Source organism: Streptomyces noursei ATCC 11455 (assembly GCF_001704275.1).
Lineage (GTDB): Bacteria > Actinomycetota > Actinomycetes > Streptomycetales > Streptomycetaceae > Streptomyces > Streptomyces noursei.
Genome location: NZ_CP011533.1, coordinates 931562 through 949884, shown reverse-complemented (window position 1 = coordinate 949884; position 18323 = coordinate 931562). Strand labels below are relative to the sequence as shown.

The following is an 18323-nucleotide window of genomic DNA, read 5'->3' as shown; positions in this document are numbered from 1 at the left end:
GGTCGGTGCGGACCGGCGTCAGTTCGGCCCCAGCCCGGTGAGCAGGGACCGGGTCACGAGGTCGGCTCCCTGCGCGGGGGTCAGTTCGGGCATCTCGTGGGACACCATGTTGGTGAGATGCGTCAGCAGGGTGCGCGCCCAGCGGTCCGGGAGGCCCGGGCGGAGGACGCCCTCGCGGACGGCCCGCGCCATGAACGCGTCGAGGTGCTGGAGCAGTCGCTGAAGGCGTGCGGTTGCGGCTTCGTCCCGCGCCTGTTGGAGATCCACCGGCCATTTCCTGCTCACGGTGATGATGCCCTCGGCGTACCGGTGCAGTGCCACGGTCACGGGCGCCTCGGTCAACCGGGCCTGCGCGAGGACGTCTTCGCAGGCGTCGAGTTTGGCGGTGTGGACGGCGGCCATCAGCGCCTCGCGGGTGCTGAAGCGACGGTAGACGGTGCGCCGGTCCACGCCCGCGGCGGTCGCGATCGCCGCGATGCTCGTCGCGGGATCGTGCGCCAGCAGGCGTGCTCCGGTCTGCAGGACCGCGTCCAGGTTGCGTGCGGCATCAGCTCTCATCGTGACGGGATCTTAGGCGTGTGCGAGGCCGATTGGCCAGAAAGAACCACTAGGGGATTGCGGTTCTCTCGATAACTGTCACATAGTTGTGTCAACTGCTGCGGCCGCCGATCGGTCGTGCCGGTCCGCCCGGCGTCGAGACCCCTCGGCGAGGTGCCTGGCTTCCCTCCTCACCTCTGGAGCGCTACGTGAGCCCAACCCGCATGCCCGCGAACGAGACCGCGAACGAGTCCGCAAAGGAGACCGTGAACGAGACTGCGAAGGATTCCGGGAGGAAGTCCGCGACCATGTCGGAGAAGTTGACGGGCGTCCTCGACTCCCCGGTCTTCGTGACGGTGGCGACCCTCCAACCGGACGGCAGTCCGCACCAGTCGGTGGTCTGGGTGGGGCGGAACGGCGGCGACCTGTTCTTCGTCACCGGCGTCGACAAGCGCAAGATCCGCAATCTGCGCCGCGATCCACGGCTGAGCGTGACGGTCAATCCGCCGGACGAGCCCTACGGTTACGCCGTGCTCAGCGGCACCGCGCGGTTGGAGAGCGCGGGAAGTCGACAGCGGATGGATGAACTGTCCCTGAAATACACCGGGTTGACCTATGCCGAGCACAACCCGGAGACGTACGCCCGGCTGCCGGAGCTGGTCACCGTGCACCTCACTCCCGAGAAGATCGCGGCGCGGTTCCTGTGAGCCGGTTGCCGAGGGGTGGGCGAGGCGAAGCGTTGATCGACGGCGTCGGAGAGCGAGGACGAGGATGAAGACATACGTCATCACGGGCGGCACGGACGGCATCGGCAAGGCGCTCGCCTTCCGGTATCTGGGGCAGGGGGAGGAGGTGGTGGTCGTCGGCCGCAGCCTGGAGAAGGGGACGGCCTGGCTCGCCGCGGCGCGGGAGCAAGGGGCCGCCGAGCGGGCGCACTTCGTGCCCGCGGACCTCGGTTCGGTGGCCGAGAACCGGGCGGTGATCGACGCCCTGCGCGCGTCCTTCGGCAAACTCGACGCCCTGGTGCTCTGCGCCAGGCACTTTCGGACCACGCGGCTGGTCACCGACGAGGGGTTCGAGAACACCTTCGCGCACTTCTACCTGAGCCGCTTTCTGCTGAGCCACGGGCTGGTCGAACTGCTCGAAGCCGCCGACGCCCCGGTGATCCTCAATGTCGCCGGTCCCGGCGGCACCGGGGAGATCGCCTGGGAAGACCTCCAACTCGCCCGGGCGTACGACGGGCAGCGGGCCCTGGCACAGGGCGGGCGGCTCAACGACCTGCTCGGCGTCGGCTTCGCGGATGCCTGGCCGGCGGCACGGACCCGGTACGTACTGGTCAACCCCGGTACGGTCGACACCAGTTTTTCCGGGCAGTACACCCCGGCCGTGCAGGCCCAGGTCGACGCCATCCGACGCGCCGCGCAGCCGGTCGAGGAAGCCGTACGGCCGCTCGCCGCGGTGTTGGACAACCCACCCCAGGCGCCCCTGAGCGCCGTGGTGCAGGGGGCGCCGCTCCGGGTCGACGGCCCCGGTTTCGAGGTCGCTCAGGCACGGCGGCTCCGGCGCGAGACCGAACTGCTGCTGGGCGGCGCCTGAGCGAGCGGCGGCGGGCGAGGGGAAGGCCCCGGCCCCGTGTCCCTCCCCGCCTCCGCGCCGTCCCGTTACGCGGCGGCTGCGGTGCTGCTGGCATGACGTCACCTTTGGTTCACCAACGACTGGTGGGCTGGGGCGCGTTGGACCGGACGTCCACGTCCCACGGATCTTCAAGGAGACGTTTCATGCACAGACCCTCCCGCCGTCACGTCATGGCCGCCACCGCCCTGGTCGCCGCCACCGCGGCCGCCGTGGCCGTGACCACCGCGGCCGGCGCCTCCGACACCGTGCAGCAGGCCCAGCACGCCATCAAGGGCGGCAAGGCGAAGAACGTCATCCTGCTCATCGGTGACGGCATGGGGGACTCCGAGATCACGCTCGCCCGCGACTACGTGGTCGGCGCGGGCGGCCGGCTGAACATGGACGGGTTCCCGCTCACGGGCGCCTACACGACCTACGCGGTCCACGCCGACGGCACCCCGGACTACGTGACCGACTCCGCCGCGAGCGGGTCCGGCTGGGCGACCGGCCGCAAGACGGTCAACGGCCGTATCTCCAAGACCCCGGACACCGACAAGGCCGTCCCCACCATCCTCGAACTGGCGCAGCGGGGCGGCTACGCGACCGGCAGCGTCACCACCGCCGAACTCACCGACGCCACCCCGGCGGTGCTCGCCGCGCACGCCACGGACCGCTCCTGCCAGGGCCCCGGCGACATGGCCAAGTGCCCCACCGACACCCTCGCCAAGGGCGGTCCGGGCTCCATCGCCGAGCAGTCCGTCAACCACAAGGTCGACGTCCTGTTCGGCGGCGGGAAGCAGCGGTTCGACCAGAAGGTCACCGAGGGCAGGTACAAGGGCCTGACGGTCACCGAGCAGGCCCGGAAGCTGGGCTACCAGGTCGTCACCGACGGCGCCGGTCTGAAGGGCGTCAAGGCGGGCAAGCCGGTCCTCGGCCTGTTCGCGTCGGGCAATGTGCCGACCGAGTGGACCGGTAGGCCGGCGGCGGTCGGCGGGACCGCCCCGCAGCGGTGCGTGACCTCCAACCCCAACCGCCCGTCGTCCACCCCGAGCCTCGCCGATTCGGCGACCAGGGCGATCCAGCTCCTGGAGGCCAAGCAGAAGCACGCCAAGAAGGGCTTCTTCCTCCAGATCGAGGGCGCGTCGATCGACAAGCAGGACCACGCGGCCGACCCGTGCGGTCAGATCGGCGAGACCGCCGCGTTCGACCGCGCGGTGAAGGTGGCCCGCGACTACGCGGCCAAGCACCCCGACACGCTCGTGGTGACCACCGCCGACCACGGCCACACCAGCCAGATCGTGCCGCTGGAGGCCACCCCGCCCGGCCTGAGCTCCACTCTTGTCACCAACGAGGGCCAGCAGCTCAAGGTCAACTACTCGACCAACACCCCGGGCCAGTCGCAGGAGCACACCGGTACCCAGGTGCGGATCGCCGCCCAGGGCCCGCAGGCGTACCGGGTCCTCGGCATCACGAACCAGACCGACCTGTTCACCACGATCCGCAGGGCGCTCGGCCTGAAGTAAGGGTGCACCAGGCGCGGAGGGGGAGGCCGGCGATCGGTCTCCCCCTCACGTTCGGCGTGATCAGCCGGCTCACCGCGGCCGGGAGGCCGGCGGTCGACGAGGGCACCGAGACGCCGGCGCCGGTGGCGTTCAGTCGGCGGTCCGGGCGGGCGGCACCCGCTCCAGTGCTTCCCAACTGACGTCCCGTGCGCGCTCGGCGGCCTCGGCACGGCCGCCGCCGCGCACGCCGAACAGCCGCTTGGCGAAGAGCAGGTAGATCACCACCGCGAGGTTGACGAGCAGGGTGAGGACCTTGGTGACGGTCACCCGGGAGAGCAGCTCGTAGACCTCGGGGGCCAGCAGGACGGTGGTGGCGACGAACGTGAGGTACTCCGCCCACCGTCTGCCGAACCACAGTCCGACCGCCTCGACACCCTCCAACAGCGCATAGGCGGCGATCACCAGACCGATCAGCCACAACGTCGACGAGCGCACCGCGAACGCCTTGGCCACCTCGCCGAGCAGCCCGCGGTCGGAGACGCCCCCGGCCCCGCCCACGCCGTTCTGCAGCAGGTCCATGAACCGGTAGAACGGTGCCTGGAGGCTCGCGCGCTTGTCTGCGAAGACCAGGATGCCGGTGGCCAACGCCCCGAGCACCACGAAGTGCAGCAGCCGGTCCAGCGCGATCAGCCGCAGGACATAGCGGTCGCGCAGGGGCTTGCCGCGCAGCGGGAGGGCGATCTCGTCCCGGTCGGGTGGGTGCGGACGGTCGGGCTGTGGTCGGGGTGTCACCGGAACCCAGGCATCGCACCGCAGGCACCGGTGCCAGCGCAGTCCCTCCGGGTCCTCGCGGACCAGCAGGCCGTCGGTCGGCCGCACCCGTTCCGCGCCCACGCCTTCGAGGTGGTGACCGTGCAGCGCGCAGCTCAGCAGTTCGTAGCGCAACCGCCGCCGGTCGTCGCCCGTTCCGGGCACCGGAGCCGGTGCGTCGCCGTCCTCCTCCGCCATACGTTCCTCCGTCGCGACCCGGTCCTGGTTCCGCGGGTGCCTGTGCGGCGGTACCGGGGCGGTACCGCGCGGGCGTCCGGGGTCAGTCTGGGTCACGCGGGCCGGCGATCCCGGGAAATGCGGTGGGGCGGCGCGTACGGCAGGGGCGGCGGGCGGTGCGGCGCCCGTCCGCGCGGGATGCCTCACCCCTCGGGCAAGGCGCCCGCCGCCCCCATCTCCGGCGCTACAGCGTGGCCAGGAAGTCCCGGACCGCGGCGGCGAAAGCTTCCGGGACACCGGTGGGCAGCAGATGGTCGCCGTCCAGCTGGACCGCCACGGTGCCGGGGCGGCGGTCGACCATTCCGCGGACCTCGGCGGGCGGCACATACCCCTTGGTGCCGTGGATCAGCAGGGCGGGGCAGCTGCTGGACGTCCAGTCGTCCCAGTAGTCGCCGTGCACCTCCTCCTCGGACCGGAACATGTCGTCGGGGTGGAACGGCAGCCGCCAACTGCCGTCCGGGCTCTGCCGCAGCCGGTCGGAGAACTGGGAGCCGGCCGGGCCCAGACCCGCGGCGAGTTCCTCGCGGGTGGCCGCCCGGCGGGGCAGGTCGAGCAGGAACGCGAGCGGGTTGGGACCGTCCAGTTCGAGCTCCACCGGCCCTTCGACGTTGATCAGCGCGCTGACGCGCTCGGGGTGGCGGGCCGTGAACTGGTAGGCGTTGACGGCGCCCATGGAGTGGCCGAGCAGCACCACCCGGTCCAGCGCCAGATGGTCCAGGAGGGCTCGGACGTCGGCCAGATATCCCTCGCGGGTGTAGTCGTCGGCGCGTTCGGACTCGCCCTGGCCGCGCTGGTCAGGGGCGATCAGCCGCCACTCGGGACCCAGTGCCCCGGCGAGGCGGGTGAACATGACGCCCTCGGATATGTGGCCGTGCAGCGCGACCAAGGGACGGCCGTCCCCGCCGAAGTCGAGGTACGACAACCGGCGCCCACCAATGGAGAGTTCGGACCGAACGGTGTGGTTGCCCAAGGTCGAGTCGGACATCGCCATCCCCTCATCTGACTGGCCTCTGCCGAGGCCGGCGCAACGGGACCGTCCCGAGCACCGGGTAACTGCTACCCGATATTCGATCATCGGTACCCAGTAGCCGGACATCGCATCGGGCCCGTGCCGGTCTGTCCGTCCTCACCGGCGGGGAACGCCCCGGCCGACCGTCGCTCGTCAGGCACCCTGCGTCGCTCAGGCATCCAACGCCAGGCGGTATTCGACCGCCCGCCGGGTCGTCGGCGCGAAGCCGAGCGAGACCAGGGCCGCCTCGAAGACCTCGTCCCCAGGCGCCACACATGTCTCGACCGCCGGGATGCCCGGGGCTTCCGCCGTCACCCGGCGCACCGCCAACGACACGAGCGCCGCGAGCGATGCGGCCGTCCCTTCCTCCTGCCGCTCGTGCACCAGCACCGCCCGGCCGTCGTCCGCCTCGACGTCGCACCAGGCATCGCCCACCCCGACCCGGAAGGGGGCGCCCTCCGCAGTCGGTGACCCGGGGCCCCGGTCGCCGGGCGTGGCGGCCGGTTCCGCCGCCAACTCCCTGCGCCACCAGCGATGGACCTCGTCCCCGGCGACCGCCCCCAACTGCTCCAGGGCGGCGGCAGCGGACAGGGACAGCTCGCCCGTCTCCTCGACCCATCGAAGCGTCCGACCCCCGGCGTCCCGCACCACCGGCACCGCCGCCTCCACCAGCGGCACCCGGACGTCCCCCGGGCCCGCCACGACTCCCACGAAGCGGAGGCCGGGGTCCGCCGCCCCCAGGTCGAGCACCGCGAACGACCCGACGGCCGTCCCGGCCTCGCGCGCCACCACCACCGCGAACGTCCGGTCGTCGCACCAGAGGTCGGGCACCGCCCCACGCTCCCGAAAAACCCGCACAGAAACCGACATACCGCGATCATTGCACGCCCCGATACACCGAAGCGAACTACTGTTCGGTTCGGTGGGGTGTGCCGTGCACGTGACTGGGGCGGTGGGTGCATGATGTCGGCCGGTGCCGTCCCCGTCGGGGAACGTGTCGCGGATCGCCTGCAAACCTGGCCGGAATGACGAGGGTGGGCACCCGGGAAACCCGGCTCGTGGTCCCGCGCGACACCGGTCTGCCCCAACTCCCCGCCCTCGGCGGCTTGAGGCGGACCGCCGGGCGGCGCCTCAGTGGACCGTGACGGTGATCGGGCGGGAGGTCGAGCGGGTCCTGGGGTGCTGGTCCTGGGCGGAGCGGCCTTCGAAGAGGGCCGCGCGCAGCTGGAGATGGCCGCGCTGCTTCACGCGCAGGGTGGCGTTGACGGCGCCTCCGGCGTGCCGCGCGGGCTTGGAGCACGCGACGTTGTGCCAGGCGGTGGCCGACCAGCGCTGCTGTACGCAGACCTTGTTGAACGTGGCGTTGTCGTCGCTCGCCTTGGCGGCGGCGCGGACGAGGCCGCCCAGGCCGACCGAGCGGGGGCCGGCGGTGAAGGAGAGCGAGGACTTGGCCGAAGCCGGCCCAGCGGTGACCCCCAGCGAGGTGACTGCTACGGCGCCGATGAGCGCGCAGTGGAGGGTGCGGCGGTGGTGAGGGGTCATCCTTTTCTCCTCCATGGCCTGTCCGAATGTGAGGGCGTCCGGGGCGGGACGGCTGCCGCACCACGGGACCACCCGGCTGATCACATCACCTTACGTCTGCTTTACCCTGTCGATGACAGTTTTTGGGTAGTTCTTAGCGAAGCAGGTGTACTGCGTGAAGTTGGCCCGCGTTTCCGCCGTGGTCGCCGCTGCGGCGATAGCCCCGGCCGTGTTGTTCTCCTCGCCGGCGATGGCCGCCGACCGTGGCGCGTCGCAGGCCCACTCGGCCCCGGACGCCACGCCGGATACGAAGCCGGCGGAGTCGGCAGGGGAGGGCGATGCGGCCACTGCCGAGCGGGACCGGATGGCGATCCTGCGGATGCTCGCGGACAAGAACATCGGCAAGGGACTGGAGCGGGAGGCCCAGCGGGCGCTCGACGGCGGACCGGAGGCCATGCGGCACTTCCTCGACGTCGGCCAGTACGCCGCACGCGACGAGGACAACCGCGTCGCCATCCTGAAGATCCTCGCGGACAAGAACATCGGCCGGGGCGTCGACGAAGCGGCACAGGACGCGATGAACGGCACCCCCGAAGACCGCGTGCGTTTCCTGGAGTCCGGTTGGCGCGCGGCCCGGGACGACGACGACCGCGTACGTGTCGCGCAGCTCCTCAACTCCGGCCCCGAGGTGCGGGCGGCGGCCGGCAAGGCGTTGGACGGCACGATGGAGGACATCCGCCGCTTCCTCGACGTCGGCCAGTACGAAGCCCGCGCCAAGGACGAGGCGAACGCCGCGGCAGAGGCCAAGCGCAAGGCCGAGGAGGAAGCGGCCAAGAAGAAGCCGACCCCCACCACCGGTAACGGTGGCGAGGACGGCGAGCGCGGCGACGGGACGGCCACCACCGCCAAGCCCGGCAGCGGCACCGGCGGCACCGGCGGCGACAGCACCGGCGGCGTCCGGCCCGCGGTCGCGTCCTCGCTCGGCACCGGCTCCGCCCCCTCGGCCGGCGACCGCCGACTGGCCGCCACCGGAGTCGGCCCGGCCACCCCGTGGGCGCTCGGCGGCTCGGCGCTCGCCCTCACCGCCGGCGCCGGGCTGGTGGTCGCCGCACGCCGCCGCACCTCCGCAGGTCACTGACACACCGTCGGGCCCTCGTCGTGCCACCCGTACGACGAGGGCCCGCGCGGCTGTCCGCGCCGCTGCCGGTCAGTCCGCCAGCGCGGTCAGCCCGCGCGGCAGCGTCTGCGTGTGGAGCACACCCAGCCGCTGGGTCGCCCGGGTGAGCGCGACATAGAGATCGCTCGTCCCGAACTCCGCCGGCTCCACGACCAGAACGGAGTCGAACTCCAGCCCCTTGGCCTGGCGCGGGTGCAGGATCACCACCGGGCTGGTCAGGTCGGGCGTGGGGCCGACGGAGGCCGTCGGCAGGGCGGCCGCCAGGGCGGCGCAGCGCTCGCGCGGGGCGATCACGGCGAGACGGCCCTGACCGTCGTCCGCCGTCTCGCGGGCCACCGCCTCCGCGACGGCCCGCGGCAGGTCGTCGGTGCGCCGGGCCCACGGGGGGACGCCGGTGGAGCGGATCGACTTCGGCGGCACGAAGGACGCGTCGACGGTCCGCGGGATCTCCGCCGCGGCCTCCATGATCTCGGTCGGCGTACGGTAGTTGACGCCGAGCCGGACGTGTTCCCAACGATCCTCGACGTACGGCGCGAGGATGGTCTCCCAGGCACCACAGCCACCCGGTTCGGAGGTCTGCGCGGGATCGCCGACCAGCGTCATGGAACGGGTCGGGCAGCGCCGCATCAGCAGTCGCCACAGCATCGGCGAGAGCTCCTGCGCCTCGTCGACGATGATGTGGCCGAAGGCCCAGGTGCGGTCCGCCGCGGCGCGTTCGGCGGCGGTGCGGTGGTCGGCCTCCTCCTGGCGTTCGGCGAGCCGGTCCGCGTCGATCAGGTCGTGTGCGGCCAGCACCTCCGAGTCCTCGTCCTCCCGGTCCTCGAACTCCTGGGTGCGCGAACCGTAGGAGAGGTCCAGCACGCCCTGCGCGTAGGTGATGAGTTCCTGGCGTTCGGCCTCGGCGGCGGCCCGGGCGGCCGAATCGTCCTCGCCGAGGAGTTCGGCCGCCTCGTCCAGCAGCGCGACGTCCGCCGGGGTCCAGTCGCCGCCGGTGCGGCGGATCGCCGCGGCGTCGGCGTCCGGCAGATGCACCGGCTCGGAGAGGAAGTCGGCGACCAGCTGCTGCGGGGTGAGCGACGGCCACAGTTCCTCGATGGCGCGGTGCACCTCGCCGCTGGTGGCGATGGCCTTGCCCAGCTGGGCGATGTCGTCCGGACCCAGGAGGTTGGGGCCGCCGTAGGGGTCGGCGCCGATCCGCTCGGTGAGTTGGGCGGTGAGCGCGTCGATCACATGGAACGCGAAGTGCGGGCGCGCCAGGTTGTGCGGCAGCAGGGTGGCCCGGGCCTGCCGGCGGGCCTCGTCCGCGATTGCCGCGTCCAGGCGCAGCTCGCCGTCCTCGTGGTCGATGACGAGCTCGGGGTCGGGAAGCAGCTGCTGGTCGGCCACGAAGCGCGCGAGGGCGCCTGCCATGGTCGCGCTGCCCTTGACCTCGGCGGCGCGCGGCGTGTCGGTGCCGGACGCGGTCACCCCGGGGAACAGCTCGCCGGGCGTCGCCAGCAGCACGCCGGTCTCGCCGAGCGAAGGCAGGACCTGGCCGATGTAGCCGAGGAACGCGGGGTTGGGCCCGACGATCAGCACTGCGCGGCGGGCGAGTTGCTCGCGGTGCGCGTACAGCAGATACGCGGCCCGGTGCAGGGCCACGACGGTCTTGCCGGTGCCCGGACCGCCCTCCACGACGAGGACGCCGTGGTGCGGGGCGCGGATGATGCGGTCCTGGTCGGCCTGGATGGTCTGGACGATGTCGTGCATCCGCCCGGTGCGGGCGGCGTCCAGCGACGCCAGCAGGATGGCGTCCGCGTCGGCCCCTTCGTGGCCGCTGCGTTCGGAGTCGGTGAGGTCCAGGATCTCGTCGTGCAGTGCGGTCACCCGGCGGCCCTTGGAGGTCAGGTGGCGCCGGCGCCGCAGTCCCATCGGGGTGTGCCCGGTGGCGAGGTAGAAGGGGCGGGCGACGTCGGCTCGCCAGTCGATGACCAGCGGAGTGCGGTCGGCGTCGTCGCGCCGGATGCCGATCCGGCCGATGTGGTGGTCGCGGCCGTCCCGGAACGCCAGGCGGCCGAAGCACAGTCCGTGTTCCCCGGCCTCGAAACCGGCCAGCAGCTCGGCCTGTTCGGCGACCATCACATCCCGTTCCAGGCGTGCCTGGAACGTTCCCCCGGCCTGCGGCAGGGCCTGTTCCATGGTCGTACGTGCCCCGGATCGCAGGGCGTCGAGGCGATCGTGCAGCAGGTCGCTGAATTCCTGCTCCCTACGCAATTCCTCGTTTGACAATTCAGCTCCGCTCGAATATGCTGTGCAGCAGTGAGATTCTCTGGGTTGAATTCTTCGCGATATTCAAACGCTCAATATACGTGGAGAAATACCCCGGTTGTCAAACCCCGTTCGCATCACGATGCGTCGGGGTTTTTTCATTTCCCGGCTCCTGCCCGACCGTCGGTCGGAGCCGGCGGCCGGGCAGGTATTCCCACCGTTGGGCAGTGCCCCGTGGCCGACGATCAGCGCCCCGGTGCCTCGGCGGCCGAGCGGCTGATCGGCCGGTCTCCGCTGGGCCGGGACCACCACAGGGCCTCGCCGCGGGTCAGCCCCGGCAGCCGATGCTCCGCCGACCGCACCCGACTGGCCGGGATCACGCCCTTGACCAGCCACGAAGTCGTACCGCCCGCGGTCTCCTCCAGGTCCGCCCCCAGGGCGGCGAGACAAGAGGTGACGGCCGGCAGCGCGTCGAGCGGGATGTCCACGTCGAAGATGTGGCAGGGCTCGTAGAGCTGCGTCCCGGCCCGCTCCAGGGCCTGCCCGAGCACCTGCGGTGTCAGGCCCCGGAAGTCGCCGGCGGTGCTGACCGGGCCCACGAAGCCCGAGCGGGTCAGGGTCACGGTGCAGTCGGTGACCGCCCAGCCGCGCGGGCCGCTGCGGAGGGCGGAGTGCACGGTCTCCTCGATGGCGGTGTGGAAGGCGTGGGGAAGGGCGCCCAGTTCTGTTTCGTACCGGAAGGCGACGCCGGAGTTCCGTGGCGCGGGCTCGACGCGCAGCCCGACGGTGGCCCAGAAGCCGCTCGGACTCGGCGCCCGCCGCCCGAGCGACTGGTGCGCCTCGCCGACGCCCACCGGGCGCTCCAGGTAGACCGTCCGGCTGGGGGCGAAGACGGCCTCGATGCCGAAGTCGTCGGCGAGGGTCGCCGCGAGGATCTCCTTTTGGATCTCGCCGTACAGCAGGACCGATGTGCTGCCTTCGGGGCCGGGAGCGGCATGGATGAGCGGATCCTGTTCGGAGAGGTGCTGCAGCGCCGCGTACAGGCGGGCCGCGGCGCCCGGTGCCTGGCCCCGGGGACGGACGAGGGTCCGCAGCGTGGGCGCGGGGAAGTGCGGCGGGCGCGGGCCGTCGTCCCGGCCGGCGGGGTCGGTCAGCCGGTCACCGACCCGGACCTCCGTGAGCCCGCTCACCTTCCCGATGGTCCCGGGCGTCAACTGCCGGATGCCCTGACCGCCGGCGCGCCCCGCGCTGCCGTTGCCGGGCCGGCCGACGACCTGGAGCGCGGTGATCTGGCCGGGGTACGTCAGGCGGCTGCCGTCCGGGCCGTTCCGGTGCAGGGCCACCCGTTGGCGCGCGGTCAGCGTTCCGGAGAACAGCCGCAGATAGGCGGTCTTCTTCCCGGAGGGTTCGCGCTCGACGGCGAAGACCGTGCCCCGTGGGTGCGCCGCGCCGGCCGGGTCCGTGCTGCGGCCGACGGGCGCCGGCCGGAGCAGGCCGGTGATCCCGTCGATGAGCGCTCCGATGCCTTCGCCGCTGCGCGCCGAGCCGAAGTGGACGGGGTGCGTCCGGCCCTGTCGGGTGTGCGCGGCGAGTGCCGCGTGCAACTCGTCGGGGGAGGGGAACGGGCCGTCCACGACGCGGGCGAGCAGCGCGTCGTCGAGCTCGGCGAGCGCTTCGGCGACCTGGGTGCGGAATTCCGGCTCGTCGTCGAGGGCGTGCGGGAGCGCGCGGGCGGACGGCGTGCCGAGTTCCCGCACCGACGTCATCGGGACGATGTGCGGTGCCAGCTTGCGTCGGATGTCGGCCAGCAGCGCCTCCCCGCGGGCGCCCGCCCGGTCGATCTTGTTGACGAAGAGCAGGGTCGGGAGCCGCATCTCGCGCAGCGTCCGCATCAGGACGCGGGTGTGTGCCTGGACCCCCTCGACGGCGGAGAGCACCAGCACGGCGCCGTCCAGGACGCCGAGGACGCGTTCCACCTCGGCGACGAAGTCGGAGTGCCCGGGGGTGTCGATCACGTTGACCTGCGTCGCGCCGACCGTGAAGGGGGCGACCGCGGAGCGCACGGTGATACCGCGCTGCCGCTCGATGGCGCCGGTGTCGGTCTGGGTGTCGCCAGTGTCGACGCTGCCGAGCCGGTCGATGGCGCCGGTGTCGAACAGCAGGCGCTCGGTCAGGCTGGTCTTACCCGCGTCGACGTGTGCCAGGATGCCGATGTTCAGGGTGTGCTGGATGTGCATGGGTGCCGAAGTCCTCGAAATTCACCGTCGGGTAGGGGCGCTGGGGGTTTTCGAGGAATCGGCGCATGGCAGGCTCCCGCTCTGTTGATGGTTCGGCCGGCGCCCAGCCTGGTGGCTGCCGGCAGGCGTCGGCAACTGATTATTTCGCTGCGCGGAAAGGGGCCGGCGGAAATGGCCGCCGGCCCCTACCCGTCGATGCGCGCCCGATCGGGGCGCGGTCAGTGCTCGCGGTTCCGCCCCAGGGTGAGGCGGTAGAGGAGCAGGACGATGACGGAACCGACGATGGCGGCGATCCACGTCGACAGGTGGAAGAAGCCCTTGATCGAGTGCACGCCGAAGATGACTTTGCCCAGCCAGCCGCCCAACAGGCCGCCCGCGATGCCGATCAGCATGGTGATCAGGCAGCCACCGGGGTCCTTGCCGGGCATCAGGGCCTTTGCGATGGCACCAGCGAGTAGACCGATCAAGGCCCAGGCGAGAATTCCCATGTCTGTGCACCCTCTCCGCAAGATCCTCCGATGGGTAAAGACTCGTTCCCGCACCGGGGTCTTTCACGCGGGCCTGCTGCAAACGTGTGACGGGTGCCGCCCGGGGGCGGCGTCAGACAGGGGAACGGCGGCGGAGACCGACCTCGGTTGATTGCCCGGATTGGTCAACCTAGGCTTATCACCATGACTCGGAGTGCGGACGTCGACGACGTGGCCGGTGCGCTGTACGACAGCATGGGCCTGCTGGCGCGTCGGCTGCGCCAGATGCGGGCACCGGGCGACCTCTCGTTGCCCGAGCGTGCCGCGTTGGCGCGATTGGACCGGGGCGGCCCGGCCACGGCGGCGGAGTTGGCGCGGGCCGAGCAGATCACGTCCCAGGCCATGGGGACCACGCTGGGCCTGTTGGAGGAGCGCGGCCTCGTCGAGCGCCGTCGCGATCCCCACGACGGCCGACGGATCATCCTGTCGTTGACCGAGGCCGGCATCGAGATGCAGCGCCACAAGCGCGACACCCGTGGCCGGCAGCTGGCGAAGGCCCTCGGCGAACACTTCACGGATGCCGAACTGGCGACGCTCAAGGCGGCGGCGCCGCTGATCGAGCGGCTGGGCGACAGCCTCTGAAACCGGCGGCCGCCGGGCCTTCGCGCCCGGTTCGTCAGCCCGTCCCGCCCGCGGACTGAGCGGACCCCTCGTACGAGCGGACCAGGCGGGCCAGTTGGCGGCCCACCGTGCGCAGAGGCTCCTCGCTGCGGGTGACCTGCGCGGTGACCTCGGCGCCCTCCAGGGCGCTGATGACGGTGGTCGCCAGCTCCCGGGCGTCCTGCGCGTCGAAGCCGCCGCGCAGCAGCTTGTCACGGACCAGCTCCTCCCAGTCGCGCAGTGCCGCCGCGCACGCCTGTTGGATCGGGGAGTCGGTCCCGAGCGTCTCCAGGGCCGCCGCGGTGACCGGGCAGCCGTCGATCCAGCCCGACTCGCGGAGTTCTTCGGCGAGTTGGCCGGCGCAGGAGTCCACCGCCGTCGCCGGATCGGCCTCGGCGTCCAGTGCCGTCCGTAGCAATGCGGCGAACTCCCGGCTGCTGTGCTCGATCGCGGCGACCGCGACGGTTTCCTTGCCGCCGGGGAAGAAGTGGTAGACGGAGCCGAGGGTGGCCTGGGCCTCCTGGGCGATCTGTTTGATGCCTGTGCCGACGTAGCCCTGCCGCTGGAGGAGGCGGGCTGCGGTGATGACGATCCGGTCCCGGGTGCTGGTCTGCATGGTGCCACCGTACCGACTGTTGAGTAGAGCGTTCGTTCTAGTGCTGTGGTACGTTCTCGGCATGCTCTAAATAGAGCGCTCGTTTTAGTGACGGACGGAAGGATTTCTCATGGGCACCAACGCACACCCCGGCACGGCCACCGAGACCGCGGGCACGGTCGCGGAGCGACGGTCGGTCACCGTCATCGGGCTCGGTCCGATGGGCCGGGCCATGGCCGACGCCTACCTGGACCGGGGATACGAGGTCACCGTCTGGAACCGCACGGCCTCCCGCGCGGACGCCCTGGTGGCCCGCGGCGCGACGCTCGCCCCCGACGTCGCCCGGGCGCTGACCGCCAACGATCTGGTGATCCTCAGCCTCACGGACTACGAGGCGATGTACGCCGTACTGGAGCCCGCCACCTCCGCACTGGCCGGCCGGGTCCTGGTCAACCTCAGTTCGGACACGCCGGACAAGGCCCGGGCCGCCGCCCGCTGGGCCGCCGACCACGGGGCCGTCCAACTCACCGGAGGCGTCACCGTCCCGCCGTCGGGCATCGGCCGGCCGGAGTCGTCCACCTTCTACAGCGGCCCGCGCGAGGTGTTCGACGCCCACCGCCCGGTGCTGGAAGTGGTGACCGGCAAGGCCGACTACCGGGGCGAGGACCCGGGGCTCGCCGCGCTGTACTACCAGATGGGCATGGTCATGTTCTGGACGTCCATGCTCGGCTACTGGCAGGCCATCGCCCTCGCCGACGCCAACGGCCTGGCCGCGTCCGACATCCTGGGGCACGCCGTGGAGACCGCGAACTCCCTGCCGGGCTTCTTCACCTTCTACGCCGAGCGCATCGACGCCGGCGCGCACCAGGGCGACGTGGACCGTCTGGCCATGGGTCTGGCCAGCGTCGAACACGTTCTGCACACCAACGCCGACGCGGGCGTCGACACCGCACTGCCCGCCGCGGTCGTCGAAATCTTCCGACGCGGCATCAAGGCCGGACACGGCGCCGACAGCTTCTCCAGCCTGTTGGAGCTGATGAAGAAGGGCGGTGAGAGCTGACCGCGGCGGACGTGACGGTGGTACGGCCGGCGGCTCTCCACCCGGCGGTGGAGCGGGCGGGTGGAGGAGCGGCCCGACGGGTCCGGCCCGGGGGCCGATGCTTCTCCACCCGCCCGGCTCCTAACGTCGTTGCAGGTCATCGTGGTGCCGGAGCGTCCGGCGCCGGACCGTTGGAGGCCGTCGTGGAAACCGCCGGAACGCGTGGTGCGCAGCGGTGGCGCGCCGTGGCCGTACCGCTGACCGTCAACATCCTTCTGCCGCTGGTTTTGTACTACGTGTTGCGGGCGCAGGGCGTCGTCGAATGGCAAGCCCTGTTGCTGAGCGGCGTGGTACCGGCCGCACACGCGTTGGGCACCGCGCTGGTGCGCCGGCGGATCGACCTCTTCGACCTCCTCGTGGTCGTGCTGCTGGCGGTGTCCGCAGGGCTGTCCGCGATCAGCGGCAGCCCGCGGGTGCTGCTGTTGAAGGACGCGGGCATCCCCGCCGCCCTGGGCCTGTGGATGCTGGGCACCCTGTTCGGGGCCCGGCCCTTCGCGTTCCACTTCGGGCGCCGGCTGCGCGGGTCGGCGGGGGAGGCGGATGCGGAGCGTGCCTGGCGCGAACTGCCGCAATTCCGGGGCGCGTTGCGGGGAATGACGGCGCTGTGGGGCGGCGCGCAGTTGCTCGATGCCGCGCTGAGCACGGTGTGGGCCTGGGAACTGCCCGTGGATCTGGTGCCGGTGGTCGGCAGGATCCAGTCCTTCGCGATTCTCGGCGCGATGGCGGTGCTGACCGTGCGCCGCAGCCGTGCCTTCCGCGCCGACCACGGCACCCCGCTCTTCGGCCTGCGCACGCAGAACGCCGCGGACGCCCCGGCCCGGACGGTGGACGAGGCGCTGCGCACGTGACACCGCGACGAGGCTCCGATGTCGGCCGTCGTTCAGCAGGGTCGGGGCGGGTGAGTTGGCACGGTCGCCGTCACGGTGCGGCCGGTCCGTCGTTGGACCGGACGACAATTCGCCCCCTCCCCTCTGGAGACCCCGATGAACTCCGTTGTGCGTGACCGCCGTCGTGGTCGTGGACGTGTGCCGGCGGCCGTGCTGCTCGCCGTCGGCGCGGTCCTGACGTCGACGGCCGCCGCCGGTGCGGCCGACCTCGGCATGATCACCTACACCACCCCGCACGGTAAGAGCGCCACCCTGAACCAACCTGAGCCCGGCCGTTGTTACACCATCGCCGGTGCCGGCACCGCCTCCAACCTCTCGCTGGTCGGCAAGACCGCCCACTTCTACGCCCACCCGGGCTGCAAGGGCGCCCCGGTCGCCCATCTCGGTCGCGGCGAGCGGAAGAACCTGCGCTTCGCATCCCTGCGCGTCGACGCCGACTGAGCCGCGGACGTGGCGATACGGGGGTCCGCCGGCGCGACTCGGGCGCGCCGGCGGCGGTCGCGGGCCGGATCCTTCCGGCGCGCTCAGTGCCCCCGCTCCGCGCGGGGCGCGAACCGGTCCTGGGCCGGCAGACACGCAAGGGCGTCGTCGCCGAACATCAGGCGCAGCCCGTCGGGTCACGCGGGGATGGCGACATGGCCGGACCAGGTGTGCAGTGCCGCCTTGTCCTCGAACTTGCCGATGCTGGTGTCGATGGGCCGGTCGGTGTGCTGGTGGAACAGCCACGGGCTGTGGATGTCGGGCTGGCCCGGCTTGTTGTTGTACTGGGCGATCCAGAGGCCGTCCCCGGCGAAGGACGTGGTGTCGCGGTGCAGCCAGAAGTCCCGATTGCAGTACAGGAGCGTCTTGTGGCCGGGGGTGCGCTGCTGCACCTGTTTGAGCCAGCTGTCCTTCCATGAATTCGGGACGCGGGCGTCCTCCCAGTCGAGGATGAGAATGTCCCCCTCGATCAGATTGATTTTCGAGAGGAAGTAGTCGACCTGGGAGGTTACCGGTCCCGGTCGGGCGAAATGATAGAAGCCGGTCACCAGTCCGGCATTTCGTGCGGTCTTGCGCTGGGCCACCCATTTGGGATTCGTGTAGGTGGTGCCTTCGGTGACTTTGATGAAGACGAAATCGCTGCCGGCCGTCGGGTACTTCTCCGACTGGGCTGACGACACGTCGATCCCTGTGACGGTCATGGTCGGCTCAATTCTTGATGCCTTGCGTCTTTCTTTCCTGTTTCTTTGTGCCTCGGCGTCTTCGTGTCTTGAATTCTGGATGTCGTGACGGCTGGTTTCGCTGTCCTGCCGAAGGCGCGCGAGGGGCTGTGAGCCCGGCGCCGGCCGGTCGACGGCGGCACGGCGGCGCGGGCGTAGCGGTCAGGGGGCGTCGCGGCGCCGAGCGGGAGTAGCTGCCGAACGGCCTCTCGGAGCCGTACCGTCGGTGCTGTCGGCACCGGCAGTACAGGCAGCGACGGTACCCCTCCGGCCTTGCGCAGGGGTCGTTTTCATCGTCTCGCCGTGGCGTGGTCGCGGCATCTGGATCATCTCGGATCGTTCCGTTTGATGTGGGAAATCATTGCCCGTTCGACTTCTTGGGCTGCTCGGGTTCTCGGGGTTCTTCGGGTGCCGCGGGATTGCGGGGGATCCCATGGGGGAGGGTGGGGCTTGCGCCGATGTGGGATTGCCGCGGAGCACTCGACAGCGGTCGGAGGTGCGGCGCAGGATGGAAGCAGGGAAGTC

At 71.4% G+C, this 18323-nt stretch carries 18 protein-coding genes; 8 read left to right on the top strand and 10 right to left on the bottom strand.

Annotated elements, in window-relative coordinates; genetic code table 11:
• Positions 1 to 18: 18 nt before the first annotated feature.
• Positions 19 to 558 (bottom strand): TetR family transcriptional regulator, encoded by a 540-nt coding sequence (locus tag SNOUR_RS03730; RefSeq protein WP_067343835.1) that lies wholly within the window; start codon positions 556 to 558, stop codon positions 19 to 21.
• A gap of 287 nt (positions 559 to 845) precedes the next feature.
• Between SNOUR_RS03730 and SNOUR_RS03725 the strand changes: the two genes are divergently transcribed.
• The 3 genes from SNOUR_RS03725 (at position 846) to SNOUR_RS03715 (ending at position 3674) form a co-directional block, all read left to right on the top strand.
• Positions 846 to 1244 (top strand): PPOX class F420-dependent oxidoreductase, encoded by a 399-nt coding sequence (locus tag SNOUR_RS03725; RefSeq protein ID WP_067343833.1) that lies wholly within the window; start codon positions 846 to 848, stop codon positions 1242 to 1244.
• A gap of 64 nt (positions 1245 to 1308) precedes the next feature.
• Positions 1309 to 2133, top strand: a complete 825-nt coding sequence (locus tag SNOUR_RS03720; RefSeq protein WP_067343831.1) for an SDR family NAD(P)-dependent oxidoreductase — start codon at positions 1309 to 1311, stop codon at positions 2131 to 2133.
• A gap of 182 nt (positions 2134 to 2315) precedes the next feature.
• Positions 2316 to 3674: an alkaline phosphatase gene (locus tag SNOUR_RS03715; protein WP_067343830.1), complete on the top strand. Its 1359-nt coding sequence runs from the start codon at positions 2316 to 2318 to the stop codon at positions 3672 to 3674.
• 129 nt (positions 3675 to 3803) lie between these two features.
• On the opposite strand, the gene SNOUR_RS03710 is transcribed toward SNOUR_RS03715, so the two are convergent.
• From SNOUR_RS03710 to SNOUR_RS03695, 4 genes are all read right to left on the bottom strand, one after another.
• A complete protein-coding gene (locus tag SNOUR_RS03710) occupies positions 3804 to 4661 on the bottom strand; it encodes a DUF2127 domain-containing protein (RefSeq protein ID WP_067343828.1) in 858 nt (285 codons plus the stop codon).
• Positions 4662 to 4884: 223 nt separating this feature from the next.
• Complete coding sequence (locus tag SNOUR_RS03705) at positions 4885 to 5685, bottom strand: alpha/beta fold hydrolase (RefSeq protein ID WP_067357642.1); 801 nt, start codon at positions 5683 to 5685, stop codon at positions 4885 to 4887.
• Positions 5686 to 5880: 195 nt separating this feature from the next.
• Positions 5881 to 6540, bottom strand: coding sequence for a hypothetical protein (locus tag SNOUR_RS03700; RefSeq protein WP_312631825.1), 660 nt, complete (start codon positions 6538 to 6540; stop codon positions 5881 to 5883).
• Between the two features lie 300 nt (positions 6541 to 6840).
• Positions 6841 to 7251 carry a hypothetical protein gene (locus tag SNOUR_RS03695; protein ID WP_067343825.1) on the bottom strand — a complete coding sequence of 137 codons (411 nt, stop codon included), beginning with the start codon at positions 7249 to 7251 and terminating at the stop codon, positions 6841 to 6843.
• A gap of 154 nt (positions 7252 to 7405) precedes the next feature.
• Between SNOUR_RS03695 and SNOUR_RS03690 the strand changes: the two genes are divergently transcribed.
• Entirely contained in the window at positions 7406 to 8368 is a 963-nt protein-coding gene (locus tag SNOUR_RS03690; RefSeq protein ID WP_067343823.1) for an ALF repeat-containing protein, read from the top strand.
• Positions 8369 to 8437: 69 nt separating this feature from the next.
• On the opposite strand, the gene SNOUR_RS03685 is transcribed toward SNOUR_RS03690, so the two are convergent.
• The 3 genes from SNOUR_RS03685 to SNOUR_RS03675 form a co-directional block, all read right to left on the bottom strand.
• Positions 8438 to 10660, bottom strand: a complete 2223-nt coding sequence (locus SNOUR_RS03685; protein ID WP_067343821.1) for a HelD family protein — start codon at positions 10658 to 10660, stop codon at positions 8438 to 8440.
• A gap of 239 nt (positions 10661 to 10899) precedes the next feature.
• On the bottom strand, positions 10900 to 12891 hold the full coding sequence (locus SNOUR_RS03680; protein WP_067343820.1) for an elongation factor G: 1992 nt from the start codon (positions 12889 to 12891) through the stop codon (positions 10900 to 10902).
• A 218-nt stretch (positions 12892 to 13109) separates the two neighbouring features.
• Positions 13110 to 13379: a GlsB/YeaQ/YmgE family stress response membrane protein gene (locus SNOUR_RS03675; protein WP_067343818.1), complete on the bottom strand. Its 270-nt coding sequence runs from the start codon at positions 13377 to 13379 to the stop codon at positions 13110 to 13112.
• A gap of 183 nt (positions 13380 to 13562) precedes the next feature.
• On the opposite strand from SNOUR_RS03675, the gene SNOUR_RS03670 reads away from it, so the two are divergent.
• Positions 13563 to 14000 (top strand): MarR family winged helix-turn-helix transcriptional regulator, encoded by a 438-nt coding sequence (locus tag SNOUR_RS03670; protein WP_067343816.1) that lies wholly within the window; start codon positions 13563 to 13565, stop codon positions 13998 to 14000.
• A gap of 34 nt (positions 14001 to 14034) precedes the next feature.
• Here the strand turns inward: SNOUR_RS03670 and SNOUR_RS03665 are convergent, their stop codons facing one another.
• Positions 14035 to 14634, bottom strand: a complete 600-nt coding sequence (locus tag SNOUR_RS03665; protein WP_067343815.1) for a TetR/AcrR family transcriptional regulator — start codon at positions 14632 to 14634, stop codon at positions 14035 to 14037.
• A 109-nt stretch (positions 14635 to 14743) separates the two neighbouring features.
• Here SNOUR_RS03665 and SNOUR_RS03660 point away from each other — a divergent pair, with 109 nt between their 5' ends.
• From SNOUR_RS03660 to SNOUR_RS03650, 3 genes are all read left to right on the top strand, one after another.
• Positions 14744 to 15673, top strand: a complete 930-nt coding sequence (locus tag SNOUR_RS03660; protein ID WP_079142158.1) for an NAD(P)-dependent oxidoreductase — start codon at positions 14744 to 14746, stop codon at positions 15671 to 15673.
• A 182-nt stretch (positions 15674 to 15855) separates the two neighbouring features.
• Positions 15856 to 16560, top strand: a complete 705-nt coding sequence (locus SNOUR_RS03655) for a VC0807 family protein (RefSeq protein ID WP_312631818.1) — start codon at positions 15856 to 15858, stop codon at positions 16558 to 16560.
• A 135-nt stretch (positions 16561 to 16695) separates the two neighbouring features.
• Positions 16696 to 17040 carry a hypothetical protein gene (locus tag SNOUR_RS03650; protein WP_067343812.1) on the top strand — a complete coding sequence of 115 codons (345 nt, stop codon included), beginning with the start codon at positions 16696 to 16698 and terminating at the stop codon, positions 17038 to 17040.
• Between the two features lie 176 nt (positions 17041 to 17216).
• Here the strand turns inward: SNOUR_RS03650 and SNOUR_RS03645 are convergent, their stop codons facing one another.
• A complete protein-coding gene (locus SNOUR_RS03645) occupies positions 17217 to 17780 on the bottom strand; it encodes a glycoside hydrolase family 25 protein (RefSeq protein WP_067343810.1) in 564 nt (187 codons plus the stop codon).
• Positions 17781 to 18323: the final 543 nt, after the last annotated feature.